Origin of the sequence: Massilia sp. BKSP1R2A-1 (assembly GCF_050586525.1) — a bacterium.
Classification (GTDB): Bacteria; Pseudomonadota; Gammaproteobacteria; order Burkholderiales; family Burkholderiaceae_D; genus Telluria.
The window spans coordinates 178,910-198,012 of sequence record NZ_JBOBRE010000010.1 but is presented as its reverse complement, the minus strand read 5'-3'; the positions used below and the strand labels follow the sequence as shown (position 1 = coordinate 198,012).

The following is a 19,103-nucleotide window of genomic DNA, read 5'->3' as shown; positions in this document are numbered from 1 at the left end:
CCATGGACCCGTACATGATGAGACCCTTCCGGTTCGCCCTCGCCCTGAGCCTGGCCCTGGCCTTGCCTGCTTCGGCCGCCCCCGGCTTCGCCAACCCGCTCGTGCCGCAGCGCGCCGATCCGCACGTCACCCTGCACACGGACGGTTACTACTACTACACGGCCACCGTTCCCGAGTATGACCGGATCGAGTTGCGCCGCACCCGCCACCTGAACGACCTGGGCAAGGCCGAGGCAAAGGTTGTCTGGCGCAAGCATGCGAGCGGACCGATGAGCAGCCATATCTGGGCGCCGGAACTGCATCACATCGACGGCAAATGGTATCTGTATTTCACGGCCGGCCGTGCCGACGCGCCATTCGACATCCGCCTTTACGTGCTCGAGAATGCAGCAGCCAATCCGCTTGGCGGGCAGTGGATCGAGCGGGGACAGCTCAAGACCGGCTGGGAGTCGTTTGCGCTTGACGCGACCACCTTCACGGTCAACGGGCAGCGCTACCTGTCATGGACCCAGCGCCCGCCGACGGCGGATCGCCACATGACCGCCGTGTACATCGCCCGCATGGACTCGCCGCTCTCGATCACGGGCCCGGCCACCATGCTGACCGCGCCCGACTATCCGTGGGAGAAGAGGGAGCAGCACGTCAACGAGGCGCCCGCTGTCCTGGTCAGGCACGGCCGCGTGTTCCTGACCTATTCCGCGAGCGCCACCGATGCCAACTATTGCCTCGGCATGCTGAGCGCGGCCGCCTCCGCCGACCTGACCGACGCGGCTGCATGGACCAAGTCGCCGCTGCCCGTGTTCCAGAGCAGCGCCGCGACCGGACAGTATGGTCCGGGCCACAATGCGTTCACCACCAGCCCCGACGGCAAGACGGACATCCTGGTGTACCACGCCCGCGGCTACCGCGACATCACGGGGGATCCCCTGCACGATCCGAACCGCCATACGCGGGCACAGGTGATCACGTGGCGGGCCGACGGGACGCCCGACTTCGGGCAGCCGGTTGCGGACGTCAACCGGGGCCGGCAGGGGCGCTGACACGCTGGGCGGCTCCGGCGCGCCCGGCCAGCGTGGCGCCCAGGACGGCGCCGGCGGCCAGGCAACCGGCGATGCACAGGGCTGCGACGGTGAAGGCATGGGCGAGCGCCGCCGGATCGTCGCGTGCGCCGAGGACGCCGTAGAACACGCCGCCGATCACGGCCACGCTGAGCGCGGTGCTCACCTGCAGCGTGGAGCTCGCAACGCCGGCGATCATTCCCGACAGGGCGGGGGAGACACGGCCCGTGATCATGCGCATCAAGGTCGGCAGTCCGAGGCCCTGCCCGAAGCCGATGGCGAACAGCATGGCGGCCAGCGGCGCCGGCGGTGGCGCCAGGCCGGCCGGACCGGCATCGACCAGCCAGGCCAGGCCGAGCAGGCCGGCGCTCTCCAGCGCCATGCCGGTCGGATTGACCCAATCGCCGAGCAGGCGCCTGCAGGCGGGCGTGACGAGTGGTCCCAGTAGGAAGCCCAGGCCGAAGGGCAGGAAGACCAGGCCGGCGTCCAGGGCGCTCGTGTGCAGCGCGTCCTGGATGTTTTCAAACTCCAGGCAAGGCCGGCGCAAGACCCGCCGGCACGGTGAAAGGCGCCATGGTGAGCCGTACACGCTTGTTTAGGAACTGTTGTCCGTGGACATTTGACGAACATTTTTGAACGGTGGAGTGATGGAGTGGAGCGACGTCCGGATATTCCTGGCCGTAATGCGTGGCGGATCGTACGGCGAGGCTGCGCGTACCCTCGGTGTGAGCCACCCGACGGTGGGGCGCCGCATCAAGGCGCTGGAAGACGCCCCGTCCTGGCTGAACTGGCGCGCCGCCATCCGGCCGTCGTGCCGGAGGTCATCGGAAGCTACCGGCTGCTCAACCTGGCGCGCCGCGAGGCCGACGTGGCCTTCCGCCTCGTGCCTTTCACCGAGCCGGACATCGTCCAGCGCCGACTGATGAGCATTTCCTATGGCCTCTATGGTTCCGCCGAGAGCGCGCGGGCGATGGAGGAAGATCCGGCGTCCGTCGGGCTGATCCTCATGAATACGGCGCAGTCCCACTTTCCGGATGTGGCCTGGCTGCTCGACAGGTTCCCGTCGTCGCGCCGTGTCTTCACGAGCACCAGTCGGGCCGTCCAGGCCCAGATGTGCCTGCGCGGCATGGGCATTGCAGTACTGCCGAGGCCATTGGGCGACGCGACGTCGGGATTGCAACGCATCGACATGCCGGACCAGCCTCCGGGGCGGGATATCTGGGTGGGATATCACCACGACCTGCGGCATATGGACCGCCTGCGCGCGATGCTCGACATCGCCGATGCGATGCTGTCGCAGGCCGTCTGAGAAAGGTTCGCCCAGGTGTTCGGGCGGCCGTCGCCCAGGCGACGCGCTCCGCGCTCAGAAGGTGAAGACGGTGTAGCCGTCGGCCGCGATGCGGGCGATGCTGGGCAGGCCCGAGGTGCCCGGCACGCTGTTGTCGGTGATCAGGTCGAAGCCCGCCTTTTCCACTTCCTCGCGCGCCCCGAACACGTCGGCGCAGCCGCAGGACACGCCCACCACCCGGTCTTCGACCGCCTTGTACAGCGCATGGATCGGATGCGCGGCGTTGGCCAGCACCCCCGGCCAGCGGGTGCCGGTGCCCTGGAAGTAGATGCCGACTTCGACATCCTGTTGCTTGAAGTCGTAGGCGGCGGCCAGGCCGTTGAACATGCGGCCCAGGGCTTCTTCGCCGGCTTTTGGATCGGACAGGATGATGATCGCTGCTTTCATGGTTGTTCTCCTCGTGGTTGGCTTGGTCCGCCACCTCGTGCAGCGGATGAGGCCATTCTAGGCATGCCGCCTGGGGAGAAAAACCATGCAGTTTTCAATACATTGTTTCGCTAGCCGGAATAGTCCCGGCAAGATCCACATCGATGGTCCGCCGTTCGCGCCCGCTGCGCAGCGCCAGTTCGATCACCCGCACTACATCGAGCGCGTCTTCCGGCCGCACGGGCACTGGCGCGCCATGGGCGATCGCCTCGTACATGCCGCGATAGAAGGCCACGTAGTCGCCCGGAAGGGTTTCGACGGTGCGGGGGACGCCGTCGGCCGCCGTGACACTCGCCCAGTCTTGCGTCGCATCGCTGCCGAAGCCGGGGTCGCCCGGCCGCATCCCCAGTTTCAGCGCGTTCTCCTGCGGGTCGATGCCGTACTTGACGAAGCTGCCGTGCGTTCCATGGACCTGGTAGCGCGGACCGGGTGCGCGCACCAGCGCGCCGGCATGCAGGAAGGACGTGGTGGCGCCATGATCCAGGACCAGCTCGAAGGCGTCCGCCACCTGGGCGCCATCGCGCTGGACCGACAGGTGGGCGGTGACCGAGCGCGGCATGCCGAACAGCTGCAACGCCTGGTCGATCAGGTGCGGCCCCAGGTCCCACAAGACGCCGGCGCCCGGCTGCGCCTCTTCCTTCCAGCGCGTCTTCACCTGCGGGGAATAGCGGTCGAAGTGGGCGCGGAAGGTGTGGACCGCACCGAGCTCGCCCGATGCCAGCGCGTGGCGCAGGGTGAGGAAATCGCCGTCCCAGCGGCGATTCTGGTAGACGCTGAGCCGCAGGCCCCGCCGGCGCGCCAGGGCCAGCAGTTCTTCGCCTTCGGCGCTGGACAGCACGAAGGGCTTGTCCACCACCACGTGCTTACCGGCCAGCAGCGCAGCCTTGGCCAGGGCGTGATGGCTCGCATTCGGTGTGCAGACGACGACCAGCGCAATCGTGGGGTCGTCCAGCATGGCGTGGGGCGTGTCGTCCAGCCGCACGCCGGGATAGGCGCCGAGTGCTTCGGCCTGCGCGCTGCGGCTGGCGATCCGGGCCAGCCGCAGGCCGGGAACGGCGGCGATCATCGGCGCGTGGAAGATGGAGCCGCCCAGGCCGAAGCCGATGAGTCCTACCGAATACTGTTGCATGCCTTCTCCTGCAGGTGAGTCGTCGAGGCATTCTACGTGGACTTGTCCGCCCCGGCGTGCGCGCGAACGGCTTCCCATTCCGTGCCATGCCGGGGGAGCGGAACGCCCTGCCGTAGAAGGGCCTGCCGGCGTTTCTGCGCGCGAAATGATGAATTGCGGCCTGCATCGTTCCACAAGACCGTCCGATTCCACACAATGCACCTCACGACAACCAGGCACGGCTTGCAGGCCGGCCAGCACACGGGAGAGGGCAGCATGACGACGACATCGGTCTACCATGAAGGCGAACGCAGCGTGCAGCAAGCCGCCGGCGAAGCCGCCACCGCCGACCGCAACGGCGCGGTCATCGCGAACACCATTCTCGGCGGCGCCCGGCCCTTCCTGCAGAAGCAGTCGATGGCGGTGCTGGCCAGCGTCGATGCCGCCGGGGCGCCCTGGGCCACGCTGCTGTTCGGCGAATCCGGCTTCATCCACGCGGATACCGCCGCCGCGATCGCGATCGACGTACCGGAGGAGAGACGCGACCCGCTCGACCCGTTCTGGGCCAACGTCGCCGCCAATCCCGCGCTCGGCATGCTGTTCATCGAGCTGGGATCGCGCCGCCGCTACCGCATCAACGGCAGCCTGACGCGGCTGGACGCCGGGGGCTTCGAGGTGGCGGTGCGAGAAGCCTATCCGAACTGCCCCAGGTACATCCAGCGCCGCCAGCTGCGCGGCATGGACGACGCCACGCTGCCGGCCCTGCTGGACGAAGGCAGTACGCTGGACGGCGAGGTATGCGGCCTCGTGCGCCGCGCCGATACCCTGTTCGTGGCCAGCAACCACGCGCAGACCGGCGCCGACGCCTCTCACCGCGGCGGCAATCCCGGCTTCGTCCAGGTGCTCGGGGACGGCCTGCTGCGCATGCCGGATTACGCCGGCAACAGCCTGTTCAACACCTTCGGCAACCTGGTGCTGGATCCGCGCGTCGGCCTGTGCATTCCCGATTTCGACGGCCAGCGCCTGCTCCAGATCGGCGGCCGGGCCCGCATCCTGCACGGCCAGGACGATCCGCTCGGTCTCACCGGCGGCACCGGGCGCTTCTGGGAAATCGAGGTCGAGCGCTGGCTGCTGCGCCGCACCCCGCGCCGGCTCGCGTGGGAATACCTGGACGCATCGCCCTTCAATCCGGCCACTGCGGAGGCTTGACCATGCGCTACCTGATCGACGCCATCATCCCGCACGGCCCGGCCGTGAAGGAATTCCGCCTGGCCCCGCTGGGCGGCGCCGCGCTGCCGCCCTGGCAGCCGGGCGCCCACGTGGAACTGCGCTTCAAGGCGCGCAGCGGCGCCAGCCACGCCAACGCCTACTCGGTGGTGGGCGAGGCGGACGGCAGGCTGCGCATCGCGGTGCAACGCGAGGAGCGCGGACGCGGCGGCTCGCGCGTGCTGCACGACGAATTCGCGCCCGGCATGGCGCTCGATGTCGGCGCGCCGCTCGACGGCTTCAGGCTGCAGTCCGGCGCCGTCCGCACCGTGCTGATCGCCGGCGGCATCGGCATCACGCCGATCGTTGCAATGGCACGCGCGCTGGACGCCGCCGGGGCCGACTACGCACTGCATTACCTGGCGCACGACCGTGAGCGGCTGGTGCTGGCCGAGGACTGGCAGGCGCTCGGCGAAGGGCGCGTGCGCACCTACGCTACCGGCGTGGATGGCCGTCCCGACCTGGAGGCACTGGTCGGACCCTGGCGGGAAGGCTGCGAACTGCATGCCTGCGGCCCGGTAGCGCTGCTCGAAGCAGTCCGCGCGGCCGCCACGGCGCAGGGCTGGCCGCGGCGGCACATCCGCTTCGAAAGCTTCGGCGCGCGCGCCCAGGCCCAGGACCGGCCGCTGCGCGTGCACCTGCTCCAGAGCGGCATGACCCTCGACGTCGCGCCCGGCGCATCGATCCTGGACGCCATGATCGATGCCGACGTGTTCGTCTCCTACGAATGCAAGCGCGGCGAATGCGGCAACTGCTACGCCGGCGTGGTGTCGGGCGCGCCCGTGCACCGCGACGTCTGCCTGTCCCCCGCCCAGCGCGCGCAGGGGATGACCCCGTGCGTGTCCTGGGCCGCCACATCCGAACTCGCACTCGATTTGTAAACCACCGTTGAAAGAGGTATCCCATGACGTCAGGCCCCGAACTCCGCCCGCCGCTCCCACCCTCCACCCGCGAATCCGCCATCGAGAAGGTGCGCCTCGCCGAAGACGGCTGGAACACCCGCGATGCCGCCAGGGTGGCGCTGGCCTACAGCCTCGACACCCGCTGGCGCAATCGCGCCGAGTTCTGCAACGGCCGCGACGAAGCGCGCGCCTTCCTCGAGCGCAAATGGAAGAAGGAGCTCGAATACCGCCTGATCAAGGAACTGTGGGCCTTCACGGAGAACCGCATCGCCGTGCGCTACGCCTATGAAAGCCGCGACGACTCGGGAAACTGGTACCGCTCCTACGGCAACGAGAACTGGGAGTTCGGCCCCGACGGCCTGATGGTCGAGCGCTACGCCTGCATCAACGACATGCCGATCAGGGAAGAGGAGCGGAAGTTCCGCTGGCCGCTCGGCCGCCGCCCCGACGATCACCCGGGCCTGTCCGACCTTGGGCTGTGAGCGGCAACGGGGACTCAGTTGAGGTGGGGATGTGCCTTGAGTTCCCCGGCCAGCAGGTCGATGAAATTGCGCACCTTGGACGCGCCGAATTTGCTCTCGCGGTGCACCAGGTGCACCGGCCACGGCGCTTCTTCGAAATCGGCCAGCACGATCTTCAGGCGGCCCGCCGCCAGTTCGTCCGCGACCTGGTAGGACAGCAGCCGGCAGATGCCCAGGCCCATCACAACGGCTGCGATGGCGGCGTCGTTGCTGGTCACCGTCAGTCTCGGCCTCAGGCGCACCGTGGTCGGGTCGTCGGCCGCGCCGAACTTCCACTCGACCCGGGGCGTGACGCCGCTTGCCGCGACGATGGTGTGGCGCAGCAGGTCGTCCGGATGCCGCGGCACCCCGTGCTTCGCCAGGTACTCCGGCGAGGCGCACAGCACGCGCCGAACCTGGCCGACGCGCAGCGCCTTCAGGCTGGAATCGGGCAGGTGGCCGATGCGCACCGCCACGTCGATGCCTTCCTCCACCAGGTTGACGACCCGATCGAGGAACAGCGCCGAGACCTCGACCTCCGGGTATGTCTTCAGGTAGCGCACGATGCCGGGCATGACGAAGGTCTTGCCGAACAGGACCGGGGAGGTGACCGACAGATTGCCCTTGGGGGCCGAGTTGACCCCAGCGGCGGCCTCGTTGGCTTCTTCGATGCTGGACAGGATGGCGCGGGAATCGTCCAGGTAGCGGCGGCCGGCCTCGGTCAGGCGTACGTTGCGTGTCGTGCGCAGCAGCAGCTTGACGCCGAGCTTCTCCTCGAGGGCGGCAATGGCGCGCGTCACCGCCGCCGGGGACAGGTCGAGGCGGCGCGCGGCCGCGGCAAAACCCTCTTCCTCGCCAACCGCGACGAATACGCTCATCAAATGAACCTGGTCCATCAATTTCTCCATGCGAAAGAGAAACCGGCGTCACACGCCGGTTCCATCGCTCTGCATTATTTCGGAAAATGGATAGACCAGCAATCCTATGGGCAAGGATCAGGGCTGCGCGATTCTATTGGTGCGGCTGCCCGTTGGAGGCCATCAAGCCGTTATCGACCGGCAGGTTCACACCCGTGACAAGCCGCGCATCCTCGCTCGCCAGGAAGGCCATCGCGGCGGCGACTCCCTCGGGATCCTCGGGCGCGCCGAGCGGCATGCGCTTCCTGAATTCGGCGACCAGCCCGGGATCGCCCAGCATGTCCTCGGTCATCCGGGATGCCGTGAAGCTCGGATTGACCGCGTTCACCCGCACGCCATCCTTCGCCGCATCCATCGCCATCGCGCGCACCATATTGCTGACGGCGCCCTTCGAGGTGTTGTAGGCGAACAGCTCCCAGTCTCCGCCCAGCCCCGACACCGAGGAGGTCATCACGATCGATCCGCGGGCCTTGGCGAGTTCGGGCATCGCCGCCTTGGCCATGTGGAAGTAGCCGGCCACGTTCACTGCCATGACGCGTGCGAAGTCTTCTTCGCTCGTGTGCATGATGTCGCCCTCGGTCGCCATGCCGGCGTTGTTGATGAGGATATCCAGCCCGCCGAACCTGTCGACAGCCGCCTTGACCGCGGCAACGGCGGTTTCCTTGTCGGCGGTATCGCCGACCTGCACGAGCACACGGTCCTGCGGCAGCGCGGCGGCCGCTTTGCGAAGCGTGGCTTCGTCGATATCGAGCACGACGACGCGCGCGCCTTCATCGAGAAAGCGGCGGGCGCTTGCCAGGCCGATGCCGGAAGCTGCGCCGGTGACCAGCACGGTTTTGTCCTTGAAACGGTTCATCCTGGGTCCTCTCCTGATGGTGGCGTGAGCCGGTATGTGAATGAAACCGAACTTATCACAGCCGCACGAATGCGGTTTTTCGATTTCCGCGTGTCCACTCAAGCGTGCTATATTAATTTGGCAACGTTTCCAATTTCCGGTTGCGTGCCAATGAGAGGAGACCTACAACAATGAGCAAACCCGCCCTGATGCTCCGCAGCGCCGTGTTGACGGTACTGCTGGGCGCCATCCACTCCCATGCCGTGGCCGGGGAGGGAGCCGGCGCCGTCCAGGCCTGGCTGACCGCCGGCGACCAGTCCAGGCTGATGGCGCGCGTTCCCGACGCGAGGTTCGGCCGCGCCAAGCCGGCGGCCACCGTCATCGACATCGATCCCGACAGGCGCTTCCAGGAGATGCAGGGCTTCGGCGCCTCGATCACCGATGCCTCGGCCTATCTCATCCAGCAGCGCATGCAGCCGGCGCAGCGCGACACGCTGATGCGCGAGCTGTTCGGCCGCAATCCCGGCGTCGGCATGTCCTTCACCCGCCTGACCATCGGCGCCTCGGATTTCTCGCAGAGCCACTACAGCTTCGACGACATGCCGGCGGGCGAAAGCGATCCCGAGTTGAAGCGCTTCTCGATCGACCCGCATCGCGCCTCCGTGCTGCCGACCGTGAAGCAGGCGCTGGCAGTCAATCCGCAGCTGAAGGTGATGGCCTCGCCCTGGAGCGCGCCGGGCTGGATGAAGAGCAGCGACAGCCTGGTCAAGGGCTCGCTCAAGCCGGAAGCCTATGACGCCTTCGCCCGCTACCTGGGCCGCTACGTGGGCGACATGCAAAAAGAGGGCGTGCCGATCTTCGCGCTGACCTTGCAGAACGAGCCGCACTTCGAACCGCCCGACTATCCCGGCATGCGTGTCGACCCGCCGAGCCGCGCGGCCTTCATCGGCAAGCATCTCGGCCCCTTGCTGGCACGCGAACACCCCGGCACCACGCTGTTCGACTGGGACCATAATTGGGACGAACCGCAGTCGCCCACCGCCGTACTGGCCGACCCGGCCGCCGCAAAATATGTGAGCGGCGTGGCCTGGCACTGCTATGCCGGCAACGTGGCGGTGCAGGCCCAGGTGCATGCCCGGTTCCCCGACAAGGACACCTGGTTCACGGAGTGCTCGGGCGGGCGCTGGGCCATGGACTGGGCCAAGAACCTGATGTTCTTCACCCGCACCCTCGTCATCGATACCACGCGCGGCTGGGCGCGCGGCGTCCTGCTGTGGAACCTGGCGCTGGACGAGAAGGACGGCCCGCACCTGGGCGGCTGCAAGGACTGCCGCGGCGTCGTGACCATCGATTCGCGCACCGGCGAGGTGACGCGCAACGTGGAGTATTACGCGCTTGCCCACGCCAGCCGCTTCGTGCTGCCGGGCGCGCAGCGGGTGCAGTCGAGCGAAGCGGCAGGGGAACTGTCGAACGTCGCCTTCCGCAACCGCGACGGCTCGCTGGCCCTGGTCGTGGCCAATGGCGCATCCAAGGAGCAGACCTTCTCGGTCCGCGTGAAAGGGCAGAGCTTCCGCTACACGCTTCCTGGCATGAGCGTCGCTACCTTCGCCTGGGGCGGCACACGCTGAAACAAAACAGCCGATGTGAATTGCATTGACAGCGTATTCACAGCGGCGCAATAATGAGCCCGGCAGGTTGGAAACGTTTCCAAAAAATTTTCCAATAATTTGGCAACGTTTCCAAAATAAGACACAGAAGAACAACTCAGGAGACCCACATGACTCGATTTCGCAACGCCCGCGGCGCCGATGCGGCCGTCACCCATGCAATCCGCTTGAGCCCGATCGCTGCCGCCTGCGCCCTCTGCCTGTGGAGCGCAGCGGCCCAGGCGCAGTCCCAGTCTCAACCCCAGGAAAGCGCCCCCTCCCAGGTGGTGGTGACCGGCATCCGCGGCAGTATCGAAACGTCGATCGCGATCAAGAAGGAATCCGATTCGATCGTCGAGGCGATCACCGCCGAAGACATCGGCAAGCTGCCCGACCAGTCGATCGCGGAATCGATCGCGCGCCTGCCCGGCCTGACCGCGCAGCGCGTGGCCGGCCGTGCCCAGGTGATTTCCCTGCGCGGCCTGGCGCCGGACTTCGGCGTCACCCTGCTCAACGGCCGCGAACAGACCAGCACCAGCAACGACCGCAGCGCGGAATTCGACCAGTATCCATCCGAGCTGCTCAGCGGCGTCGTGGTCTACAAGACGCCCGACGCGAACATGACGGCGGCGGGACTGTCCGGCACCATCGACCTGCGCACCGTGCGCCCGCTGGACCGCAAGGGCCGCACCATCGCCTTCAACGCACGCGGCGAACACAACAGCAACGGCCAGCTCAATAGCGGCTGGTCGAACAAGGGCAAGCGCGTATCGCTGTCCTACATCGACCAGTACCTGAACAACACCCTGGGCCTGGCCATCGGCTACGCCCACCTCGACACGCCCGGCCAGCAGAAGGAATACAAGTCCTGGTGGTGGGGCGCCGAGAACAATCTCCCGGCAGGGATGGAGGACGTGGTCGCGCTGAAGGGCGCCGAAGTCACCTCGACCTCGCGCAAGCAGGTGCGCGACGGCCTGATGGCGGTCGTCGACTGGAAACCGAACCGCGACCTGCGCTCGACCCTCGACCTGTACTACTCGCAGTTCGACCAGGAAGAGGTCATGCGCGGCATGATGTGGAACTCGCACCAGTGGAGCGCCGTCACCTACCGCGATCCCCGGGTCGAGACCATCGGCGGCGTGCGCCTGCTCACCGGCGGCAGCCTGGTCAACCTGGAACCGATCGTGCGCAACGACTACAACGAGCGCCGCGACGAGATGGGCGCCCTGGGCTGGAACACGAGGCTGCGCCTGGACGACCGCTGGTCGGTCGACGGCGACCTGTCCTGGTCCACGGCGAAGCGCCGCGAAACCACGTCCGAGACCTATGCCGGCCTGGGACCGGCCAATTCCGGCGTCACCGACAACGATTTCAAGTTCCGGATCCCGGTCGGCGCCGGCCTGCCGCAGTTCACCCCGAGCGTCGATTTCACCAACCCCGGCATCATCAGGCTGACCGACGTCGGCGGCTGGGGCCACGACGCCACCATGCACCATCCACGCGTCGAAGACCGCCTGGGCGCGGCCAAGCTGAACGTGCGCGGGGAGCTCGACGGCTTCTTCAGCAACGTGCAGGCGGGCCTGAGCTACTCCAAGCGCGACAAGTCGCACGAAGACGTCTCGCAGACCTTCTGGCTGAAGAACGGCCGCGCCTTGACCACCGTCCCGGCCGACATCATCCAGCCGACCACCTCGCTGGCCTGGGCCGGCATTCCCGGCGTGCTGTCCTTCGACCCGCGCGCCGCGATCGACCGCTTCTACGTCAAGCGCCCGGTCGATACCGACGTGGCCCAGCAGGACTGGGCGGTGAGCGAGAAGCAGGCCATCGGCTACCTGCGTCTCGGCATCGACACCGACCTGGGCAACGTGCCGCTGCGCGGCAACGTCGGCGTGCAGTACGTGCACGTGGACCAGGACGCGCAGGGCAAGGCGGTGAGCAACAACGTGATCACGCCGCTCTCGGCCGGCCACTCCTACCACGACATCCTGCCGAGCGTGAACCTGAACTTCGACTTCGGCCACTACCTGCACGACACCTATATGCGCATGGGCGTGGCCAAGACCTTGGCGCGGCCGCGCATGTCGGACATGCGCGCCGGCGTGTCGGCCGGTGTCGACCAGACCACGCGCATGTGGAACGGCAGCGGCGGCAATCCGCAGCTGGAACCGTGGCGCGCCAACTCCTTCGACCTCTCGCTCGAGCACTACCTGGGCAAGGGCAGCTATGTGTCGGCCGCCTACTTCTTCAAGGACCTCAAGAGCTACATCTACAACCAGCAGCGTCCCTTCGACTTCACCGGCTTCCCGAACTCGAGCGCCGTGGTCCCGCTGACGAATATCGGCACCATCAACCAGCCGGCCAACGGGCAGGGCGGCTACGTGCGCGGCGTGGAACTCAGCGGCTCCCTGCAATTCGGCATGCTGTGGCAGCCGCTGGACGGCTTCGGCGTGCAGGCCAGCGTCTCCGGCACCGAGAGCTCGATCAGCCCGAACGGCCCGGGCACCACGGAAAAGCTGCCGGGCCTGTCGGGCGTGGTGCGCAACATCACGCTGTTCTACGAAAAGGCCGGCTTCTCGGCGCGCGTGGCCCAGCGTTACCGCTCCGCCTTCCGCGGCGAGGTCACGGGCCTGTTCGCCCAGCGCGCCTTCAGCGAGATCATGGCCGAGGACCAGGTCGACATCCAGCTGGGCTACGAGTTCCAGAGCGGCCCGTGGAAGAACCTGTCCTTCATGCTGCAGGTGAATAATCTCGGCAACGAGCCTTACCAGACCAAGCAGGGCAGCCCCTTCGCCAGCGGCGCCTATGCGCCCGAGCGCTACACGACCTACGGCCGCCAGGTGCTGTTCGGCGTGAACTATAAATTGTAAGACGAGGAAAAGGAGACCGAATGACGACCAGACGAAACGCGATGCGCGTGGTGTGCGGAGTGGCCCTGACGATGATGGGAGCTGCGGCGGGTGCGCAGGGGACGGGCGCCGCCTGGCAGGTGGTCACCACGGCGCAGGGAAGCGGCCAGCGTTTCGCGGCGCAGACGCTGGGCGCGCCGCGGCCGGCCGGGCAGCCGATGGAAACCGAGACCGCGGTGTTCGTCGATACGCGCCAGCGCTACCAGGAGGTGTTCGGCTTCGGCGGCGCCGTGACCGATGCGGTGGCCGAGGTGTACGCGAAACTGACTCCAAGCGCGCAGCAGGCCTACCTGAAGGCCTACTTCGACCCGCGCGAGGGTCTCGGCTACAACGTGCTGAGGACGACGATCCACAGCTCGGACTTCAGCAGCGGCAGCTACACCTACGTCAAGGACGGCGACCGCAGCCTGGCGTCGTTCAGCATCGAGCACGACATGCGCCACCGCGTGCCGCTGCTGCGCGCATCCCTGGCCGCCGCCAAGTTGCAGGGGACGGCGATGCGCGTCTTCGCCAGTCCCTGGAGCGCGCCGGCCTGGATGAAGTCGAACAACAATATGCTGCAGGGCGGCAGCCTGCTGCCGGAGAACCGGGACCTGTGGGCGAATTACATCGTCAGGTTCGTCCAGGCCTACGAGAAGGCGGGCATTCCGCTGTGGGGCCTGTCGGTGCAGAACGAACCGATGGCCAAGCAGCGCTGGGAATCGATGATCTACAGCGCCGAGGACGAGACGCGCTTCCTGGGCGACCACCTCGGCCCGGCGCTTGCGCGGGCCGGGATGAAGGACAAGAAGATCATCGTCTGGGACCACAACCGCGACCTGCTGCCGCAGCGCGCCGCCCACATCCTGTCGGACCCGAAGGCGCGGCCCTATGTCTGGGGCATCGGCTTCCACTGGTACGAGACCTGGGCCAAGGGCCAGCCCATGCACCGCAACGTCGCCGCCGTGCACGCCGCCTATCCGGACCTGCCGCTCCTGATGACGGAGGCGACGGTCGAGAAGTTCGACCCGGCGCGCCTGCAGGACTGGGCCAACGGCGAACGCTACGGCAGCGAGATCATGGCCGACCTGAACGCCGGCGCGGCCGGCTGGATCGACTGGAACATGCTGCTCGACAGCCGCGGTGGACCCAACCACGTGGGCAACTATTGTTTCGCGCTGCTGCATGCGAGCGATGACGGGCAGCTGGTATTCACGCCGAGCTATGCCTACATGGGCCACTTCACCCGCTACATCAAGCCCGGGGCGAGGCGCGTGGGCGCCAGCACCAGCCGCAGCACGCTGGACACGGTCGCCTTCCGCAATCCGGACGGCAAGCTGGCGATCGTGGTGATGAACCGGACCGACGCGGCGCAGCGCTATCGCCTGCAGGTCGACGGCGCCGAGGTGGCGGTGGACATTCCGGCCCGCGCCATCCAGACTGTGCTACGTTAACTCCACAACAAGCAGAGGTCGGGGAGGACCGTGGCGACAATCAAGGATGTGGCCCGCATGGCGGGGGTGGGGACCGGGACCGCGTCGCGCGTGGTGCGCGGCAAGGGCTCGGTCTCGCCCGACAAGCTGGAACGGGTCAGGCAGGCCATCGACGCGCTGGGCTACCGGCCCTCGCACACGGCGCGCTCGCTCCTGTACGGGCGCTCGCGCATGGTCGGCGTCTACATCCCGATGCTCTCCGGGACCTTCTATACCGCCATCCTGGCGATCATCGACGCCGAACTGCGCGGCGCCGGCCTGCACATGATGATCGGCTTCGGCACCGGCAAGGGCGAGGCGCGGCGCGAAGCGGTCGACGGCGTGAACCTGCTGCTCGAGCGCGGCTGCGACGGCGTCATCGTGCTCACCAGCCCCCTGCAGGAAGAAGACCTGGCGCTGTTCGGCGAGCGGCGCCGGCGCCTGGTCGCGCTGAACTACGCCGTCAGGAGCATTCCCGAGCAATGCTTCACGGTGGACCACGTGCTGGGCGGACGCCTGGCGGCCCGGGCCCTGCTCGGGCAGGGACACCGCGAGATCGCCGTGCTGGCCGGCCCCTGGGCGGTGCAGGACAACGTCGAGCGCATCGAAGGCTTCATGTGCGAGCTGGAAGCCGCCGGCATCGACACCGCGGCCATGTGGGTGAGCGAGGCCGATTTTTCCTCGAGCGCGGGCTGGTCCGCCGCCCACGAGCTGCTGGCGTCGGGAACCCGGTTCACGGCGCTGTTCTGCGCCAACGACGAGATGGCCCTCGGCGCCATCTCCTGCTTCTACGAGGCGGGCCTGCGCGTGCCGCGCGACGTCTCCGTGATCGGCTACGACGACGCGCCCAGCGCCGCCTATTCGGCGCCACCATTGAGCTCGGTGCGCATTCCCTGGCGCGAGATGACGGCCAGCGCCGTTGCCGAACTGCTCAACCTCTGCGACGGCGGCCGGCGCCCGGTGGTGCGCGAGTTTCCTGTCAGCGTGACGCTGCGCGCTTCGCTCGCTCCGCCTGCTTCGCACGCCAACCCCGCAAGCTGAGCGAGACCGCCGAGACCAGGAAGTAGAAGGCGCCGAAGCCGGCATAGCCGATCACCGTGACGATCGAGGGCATGGCCTGTCCGCCCGCTTGATGGATGAACACGGCGCCGGCCAGCGCCGACTGGGCGCCGCTCAGGATCATCGCCCACTGGGCGCCGCTGTGCTTCCGGCGGCGCAGGGCGGCGCCAAGCTGGAGCAGGCCGGACAGGATCGCCCAGGCGCCGAATACGGCGAGTACCCGATGCATGTCGGGGAGGGCGGCGGCAATCGCCGCGGTCACCACCAGGCTGACCAGCACGTTGATGGCCTGCGGCCGGTTCGACAGGATGCCGCCGCTGCGCTGGCCGTCGGCCAGGTTGGCCAGCGCATCCCAGGCCGGATACAGGATCAGCAGGGCCGCCGCAATGGCCGGAAAGCCCGTGCCGAAGGCGGCCGCCAGGCCGATCCAGGCGATCGAGAACGCCGCCCGGGCATAGTAATAAGGTTGGAGCCAGCCTTCCTGGATGGCGGCGTTGGCGTGCACGGTGGTTTCGTTCTTTATAATGTACCTACTAGTTGGTAGATGGACGGATCGAAAAAGGAGCGATTCGACGGTTCGTGTCGCGGTCGGTCGAGGCGTCCTGCGGAAAAGTTCAGGCGCCCGCGGTGAGGCGCGCCAGTTGCGGGTCCATGATGGTGGCAAACATGCCGGTGTCGCCATAGGCGCGGGCCGAGAGCATGGCGCCGTGGACGGTCGCCATGAGCGTCTCCGCCTCGATGCGAGGGGACTCCTTCAGGACAATGCTCCCCTGCGCCGCGCCGCGCTCGAAAACCGAGGTGAGCCAGCCGGACAGGAAGCGGAAATAGGCGCGGATCTCGAGGGCGACCGGTTCGGGCAGCACCGGAAGTTCGTTGGCCAGCAGGGCGCACACGCAGAAAGGGGCGCTTGCATCCCCGATGCAGGCCTTCCAGTAGCCGATGTAGGCGCGCATCTGCCCGAGCGGATCTGGAATGGCGTGCTCGATGCCGGCGATGCCCGCCTGCGCTTCCTCCCGGTAGCGGCTGACCAGCGTCGTCACCAGTTCCGCCTTGCTGGGAAAGTGGTGGTGGATGCTGGGCTTGCGGATGCCGACCGACTCGGCGATGTCGGCGTAGCTGAAACCATTGTAGCCGCCTGCGACGACCAGGGAGCGGGCGCAGGCCAGGATATCGTCGGCGGTGGTGGAGGTCTTGTTCATGCGAGCATCCTACCTACTGGTAGGTTTGTCGTCAAGCGCTGCTTCTCCGGCTTGCCGATTGCCGTGGCCGGCGAAGTCCGCGATAATCCATGCGCCCTTCGATCGCTGCGATCACGATCGCTTCAACCACCCTGTGAAAAAAGTCCGATGCTGACCTTCAATCCGACCCGCCTCGCCCTCGTGGCGGCGCTGCTTGCAACCCCGGCTGTCCATGCCGCCGAACCCGCCGCACCGGCTTCCGCCGTGCAGATCGGCGTCGCCTCCTTCAACCTGGCCTGGGCCGGCTCGCAGAAGGACTTCGAGCAGCATGCCGCCGTCTGCAATGCGGTGTCCTGGTGCGATACCCGCCCCAAGCGCGGCCCCGGCGGAATGCGCCCGGACGACGCGGCGGTGAAGGCCGCCGCCCAGTGCGTCGCCGACACCGAGCGCCTGGCCGGCGGCCCGGAGCAGGCCGCCATGATGGCGCCGTGTAACGCCTACCTGGGCCGCAACAGCACGACGCCGCCCACCGGCGTCGACTACGCCGCCAAGCTGGCCGGCCTGCAGGCGACCGTCGACAAGCTGATCGAGACCCAGGGCGTGCGCGTGCTCGCCTTCCAGGAAGTGCGTTCGGCCGAGGTGGTCAAGACGCTGCTGGGCCGCTATGCCGACCGCTTCGATGTGTGCGACGCGCCGCACGAGGGTTTCCAGACCGTGGCCTTCGCCTGGGACCGCAGCTTGAGCAAGGAGGCGGGCCGTTGCAGCGTCAACCGCGAACTGGCGGTGGTCGACAATCCCGGTGATCCGAAGGCGCGCAAGGTGCGCCCGGGCCTGGCGCTGGAACTGCAGCTGCCGGGACGGCGCGTGAGCTTCCTGAACGTGCACCTGAAGTCCGGCTGCGCCAACATCGTGCCGACCCCGGTCTACCAGGCGCGCCTGCTGGACGATCCGGCCACTGCCTGCACGGTCCTGAACCGCCAGGTCGCGCCGCTCGAGCGCTGGCTGGACAGCGTGGGCAAGCAGAGCCCCGAGTACGTGCTGCTGGGCGACTTCAACCGCCGCATCGACGAGGAAGCCGCCGCCGCCATCAAGCCGGAGCAGGTGCGCATCGACGGCAGCAATCCGCTCGGCGCGCCGAAGGAGGATGCGACGGGCAAGGTGGCGACGCGCTACCTCTGGCAGGAACTGGCCGACGCGGGCCGCCCGCTGACGCAGGTGCCGCTGCAGGCCGATTCCGCCTGCCGCGGCTTCACGGGGCTCGACCACATCGTGCTGAGCGGCCCGCTGGCGGCGCGCCAGGCGCCGGGACTGGTGTCGCGCAAGACCGCCGTGGTGCAGGTGCCGAACCAGCGCCTCGAGGCGAGCGATCACTGCCCGCGCAGCGTCACGCTGAACTTCTAAGTACGGCGCCGTTCATCGCGGCGCCGGTTTCACTCCCCGTGAAACTCTTCGGAGCTGGCAAACAGGCTCCAGGCCGCGATGAACAGGGCCGCGATCACCGGCCCGATCACGAAGCCGTTCAGGCCGAACAGGGCCATCCCGCCGATCGTCGACAGCAGCACCAGGTAGTCCGGCAGCTTGGTGTCCTTGCCCACCAGGATGGGACGCAGCAGATTGTCGACCAGGCCGATCACCAGCACGCCATACAGGGCCAGCACCGCGCCCTGCCACACCGAGCCCGTGAACAGGAACCAGGCCGCCACCGGCCCCCAGATGATGGCCGCGCCGACCGCGGGCAGCAGGGACAGGAAGGCCATCACCACGCCCCACAGCACCGGTCCCGGCACGTCGAGGAACCAGAAGATCAGGCCGCCCAGGGCGCCTTGCGCCAGCGCGACCAGCACATTGCCCTTCACGGTGGCGCGGATCACGGTCGTGAAATTGTCGAACAGCGGCTTCTTGTAGCGTGAGCTCATCGGCACCGCGCGCTTGATGCGGGCCGCGATGGTGCGGCCGTCGCGGAACAGGAAGAACAGCAGGTAGAGCATCACCGTCATGCTGATCAGGAAGTTGAGCGCGCTCGAGCCGACATTCACCGCATAGCGCGCCGCCAGTTGGCTGGCCTGGGCCACGCCGGCGGCGAGCTTTTCCTGGATCGTCGAGAGGACGGTCGGGTAGTAGCGTTCGTACATCGCACCCGCCCAATCCGGCAGGCCGGTCACGATCCGGCGCAGCATCGCGTTGAAGTCGAGCTGGCCGCCGCTGACCATGGCGTACAGGCCGAGGGCCTGGTCGACCAGGGCGGCGGAAATCAGGGTCACCGGCAGGATCACCATCAGCACGATCAGCATCAGGGAGATCAGCGCCGCCGTGTTGGGCCGGTTGCCGAGCTCGCGCAGGATGCGGTCGTGCATGGGCGCGAACACGATGGCCAGCACCATGCCCCAGAACACGGCGCCGGAGAAGGGCAGCAGGATCCAGAAGAAGGCCAGGGTTACGATCCCCAGCAGGAGCAGGAAGGAGTTTTGCGGAAGGGTGAACTGTTTCATCGCGCGATTTGGAG

The 19,103-nt window shown here is 67.6% G+C and carries 17 protein-coding genes and 1 pseudogene; 10 read left to right on the top strand and 8 right to left on the bottom strand.

Features of this window, described 5'->3' with window-relative positions; translation table 11 throughout:
• Positions 1 to 14 precede the first annotated feature (14 nt).
• A complete protein-coding gene (locus tag ACQ7JA_RS16780) occupies positions 15 to 1,040 on the top strand; it encodes a glycoside hydrolase family 43 protein (RefSeq protein ID WP_430899742.1) in 1,026 nt (341 codons plus the stop codon).
• On the opposite strand, the gene ACQ7JA_RS16775 is transcribed toward ACQ7JA_RS16780, so the two are convergent.
• Complete coding sequence (locus ACQ7JA_RS16775) at positions 1,015 to 1,605, bottom strand: hypothetical protein (protein ID WP_430899740.1); 591 nt, start codon at positions 1,603 to 1,605, stop codon at positions 1,015 to 1,017. The genes ACQ7JA_RS16780 and ACQ7JA_RS16775 overlap by 26 nt on opposite strands.
• Positions 1,606 to 1,705: 100 nt before the next feature.
• Here ACQ7JA_RS16775 and ACQ7JA_RS16770 point away from each other — a divergent pair.
• Positions 1,706 to 2,367 (top strand): annotated as a pseudogene (locus ACQ7JA_RS16770) (LysR family transcriptional regulator).
• Between the two features lie 54 nt (positions 2,368 to 2,421).
• On the opposite strand, the gene ACQ7JA_RS16765 reads toward ACQ7JA_RS16770, so the two are convergent.
• Together ACQ7JA_RS16765 and ACQ7JA_RS16760 are read right to left on the bottom strand one after the other, a co-directional pair.
• Entirely contained in the window at positions 2,422 to 2,793 is a 372-nt protein-coding gene (locus ACQ7JA_RS16765; RefSeq protein ID WP_430899738.1) for a DsrE family protein, read from the bottom strand.
• 94 nt (positions 2,794 to 2,887) lie between these two features.
• The gene (locus ACQ7JA_RS16760; RefSeq protein ID WP_430899736.1) at positions 2,888 to 3,961 is read right to left on the bottom strand and encodes an oxidoreductase; all 1,074 of its coding nucleotides are present in this window, start codon (positions 3,959 to 3,961) and stop codon (positions 2,888 to 2,890) included.
• 255 nt (positions 3,962 to 4,216) lie between these two features.
• On the opposite strand from ACQ7JA_RS16760, the gene ACQ7JA_RS16755 reads away from it, so the two are divergent.
• The 3 genes from ACQ7JA_RS16755 to ACQ7JA_RS16745 are packed head-to-tail and all read left to right on the top strand — an operon-like array spanning position 4,217 to position 6,590.
• Positions 4,217 to 5,149, top strand: a complete 933-nt coding sequence (locus tag ACQ7JA_RS16755; protein WP_430899734.1) for a pyridoxamine 5'-phosphate oxidase family protein — start codon at positions 4,217 to 4,219, stop codon at positions 5,147 to 5,149.
• 2 nt (positions 5,150 to 5,151) lie between these two features.
• Positions 5,152 to 6,087, top strand: coding sequence for a PDR/VanB family oxidoreductase (locus ACQ7JA_RS16750; RefSeq protein ID WP_430899732.1), 936 nt, complete (start codon positions 5,152 to 5,154; stop codon positions 6,085 to 6,087).
• Positions 6,088 to 6,110: 23 nt separating this feature from the next.
• Positions 6,111 to 6,590, top strand: a complete 480-nt coding sequence (locus tag ACQ7JA_RS16745; protein WP_430899730.1) for a DUF1348 family protein — start codon at positions 6,111 to 6,113, stop codon at positions 6,588 to 6,590.
• A gap of 14 nt (positions 6,591 to 6,604) precedes the next feature.
• On the opposite strand, the gene ACQ7JA_RS16740 is transcribed toward ACQ7JA_RS16745, so the two are convergent.
• Both ACQ7JA_RS16740 and ACQ7JA_RS16735 read right to left on the bottom strand, forming a co-directional pair.
• Positions 6,605 to 7,504, bottom strand: a complete 900-nt coding sequence (locus ACQ7JA_RS16740) for a LysR family transcriptional regulator (RefSeq protein WP_430899728.1) — start codon at positions 7,502 to 7,504, stop codon at positions 6,605 to 6,607.
• Positions 7,505 to 7,619: 115 nt separating this feature from the next.
• On the bottom strand, positions 7,620 to 8,381 hold the full coding sequence (locus tag ACQ7JA_RS16735) for an SDR family NAD(P)-dependent oxidoreductase (protein ID WP_430899726.1): 762 nt from the start codon (positions 8,379 to 8,381) through the stop codon (positions 7,620 to 7,622).
• A gap of 170 nt (positions 8,382 to 8,551) precedes the next feature.
• On the opposite strand from ACQ7JA_RS16735, the gene ACQ7JA_RS16730 reads away from it, so the two are divergent.
• The 4 genes from ACQ7JA_RS16730 (at position 8,552) to ACQ7JA_RS16715 (ending at position 15,404) form a co-directional block, all read left to right on the top strand.
• Positions 8,552 to 9,988, top strand: a complete 1,437-nt coding sequence (locus ACQ7JA_RS16730) for a glycoside hydrolase family 30 protein (RefSeq protein WP_430899724.1) — start codon at positions 8,552 to 8,554, stop codon at positions 9,986 to 9,988.
• A gap of 149 nt (positions 9,989 to 10,137) precedes the next feature.
• Positions 10,138 to 12,873: a TonB-dependent receptor gene (locus ACQ7JA_RS16725; RefSeq protein ID WP_430899722.1), complete on the top strand. Its 2,736-nt coding sequence runs from the start codon at positions 10,138 to 10,140 to the stop codon at positions 12,871 to 12,873.
• A 20-nt stretch (positions 12,874 to 12,893) separates the two neighbouring features.
• Positions 12,894 to 14,345: a glycoside hydrolase family 30 protein gene (locus ACQ7JA_RS16720; protein WP_430899720.1), complete on the top strand. Its 1,452-nt coding sequence runs from the start codon at positions 12,894 to 12,896 to the stop codon at positions 14,343 to 14,345.
• A gap of 30 nt (positions 14,346 to 14,375) precedes the next feature.
• A complete protein-coding gene (locus tag ACQ7JA_RS16715) occupies positions 14,376 to 15,404 on the top strand; it encodes a LacI family DNA-binding transcriptional regulator (RefSeq protein WP_430899718.1) in 1,029 nt (342 codons plus the stop codon).
• On the opposite strand, the gene ACQ7JA_RS16710 is transcribed toward ACQ7JA_RS16715, so the two are convergent.
• Both ACQ7JA_RS16710 and ACQ7JA_RS16705 read right to left on the bottom strand, forming a co-directional pair.
• Positions 15,343 to 15,927 carry a DUF308 domain-containing protein gene (locus tag ACQ7JA_RS16710; RefSeq protein WP_430899716.1) on the bottom strand — a complete coding sequence of 195 codons (585 nt, stop codon included), beginning with the start codon at positions 15,925 to 15,927 and terminating at the stop codon, positions 15,343 to 15,345. The two genes, ACQ7JA_RS16715 and ACQ7JA_RS16710, sit on opposite strands and share 62 nt — an antisense overlap.
• A gap of 109 nt (positions 15,928 to 16,036) precedes the next feature.
• Complete coding sequence (locus ACQ7JA_RS16705) at positions 16,037 to 16,621, bottom strand: TetR/AcrR family transcriptional regulator (RefSeq protein WP_430899714.1); 585 nt, start codon at positions 16,619 to 16,621, stop codon at positions 16,037 to 16,039.
• Between the two features lie 147 nt (positions 16,622 to 16,768).
• On the opposite strand from ACQ7JA_RS16705, the gene ACQ7JA_RS16700 reads away from it, so the two are divergent.
• Positions 16,769 to 18,001: a hypothetical protein gene (locus ACQ7JA_RS16700; RefSeq protein ID WP_430899712.1), complete on the top strand. Its 1,233-nt coding sequence runs from the start codon at positions 16,769 to 16,771 to the stop codon at positions 17,999 to 18,001.
• A gap of 29 nt (positions 18,002 to 18,030) precedes the next feature.
• On the opposite strand, the gene ACQ7JA_RS16695 is transcribed toward ACQ7JA_RS16700, so the two are convergent.
• Entirely contained in the window at positions 18,031 to 19,089 is a 1,059-nt protein-coding gene (locus ACQ7JA_RS16695; RefSeq protein WP_430899710.1) for an AI-2E family transporter, read from the bottom strand.
• Positions 19,090 to 19,103 lie beyond the last annotated feature (14 nt).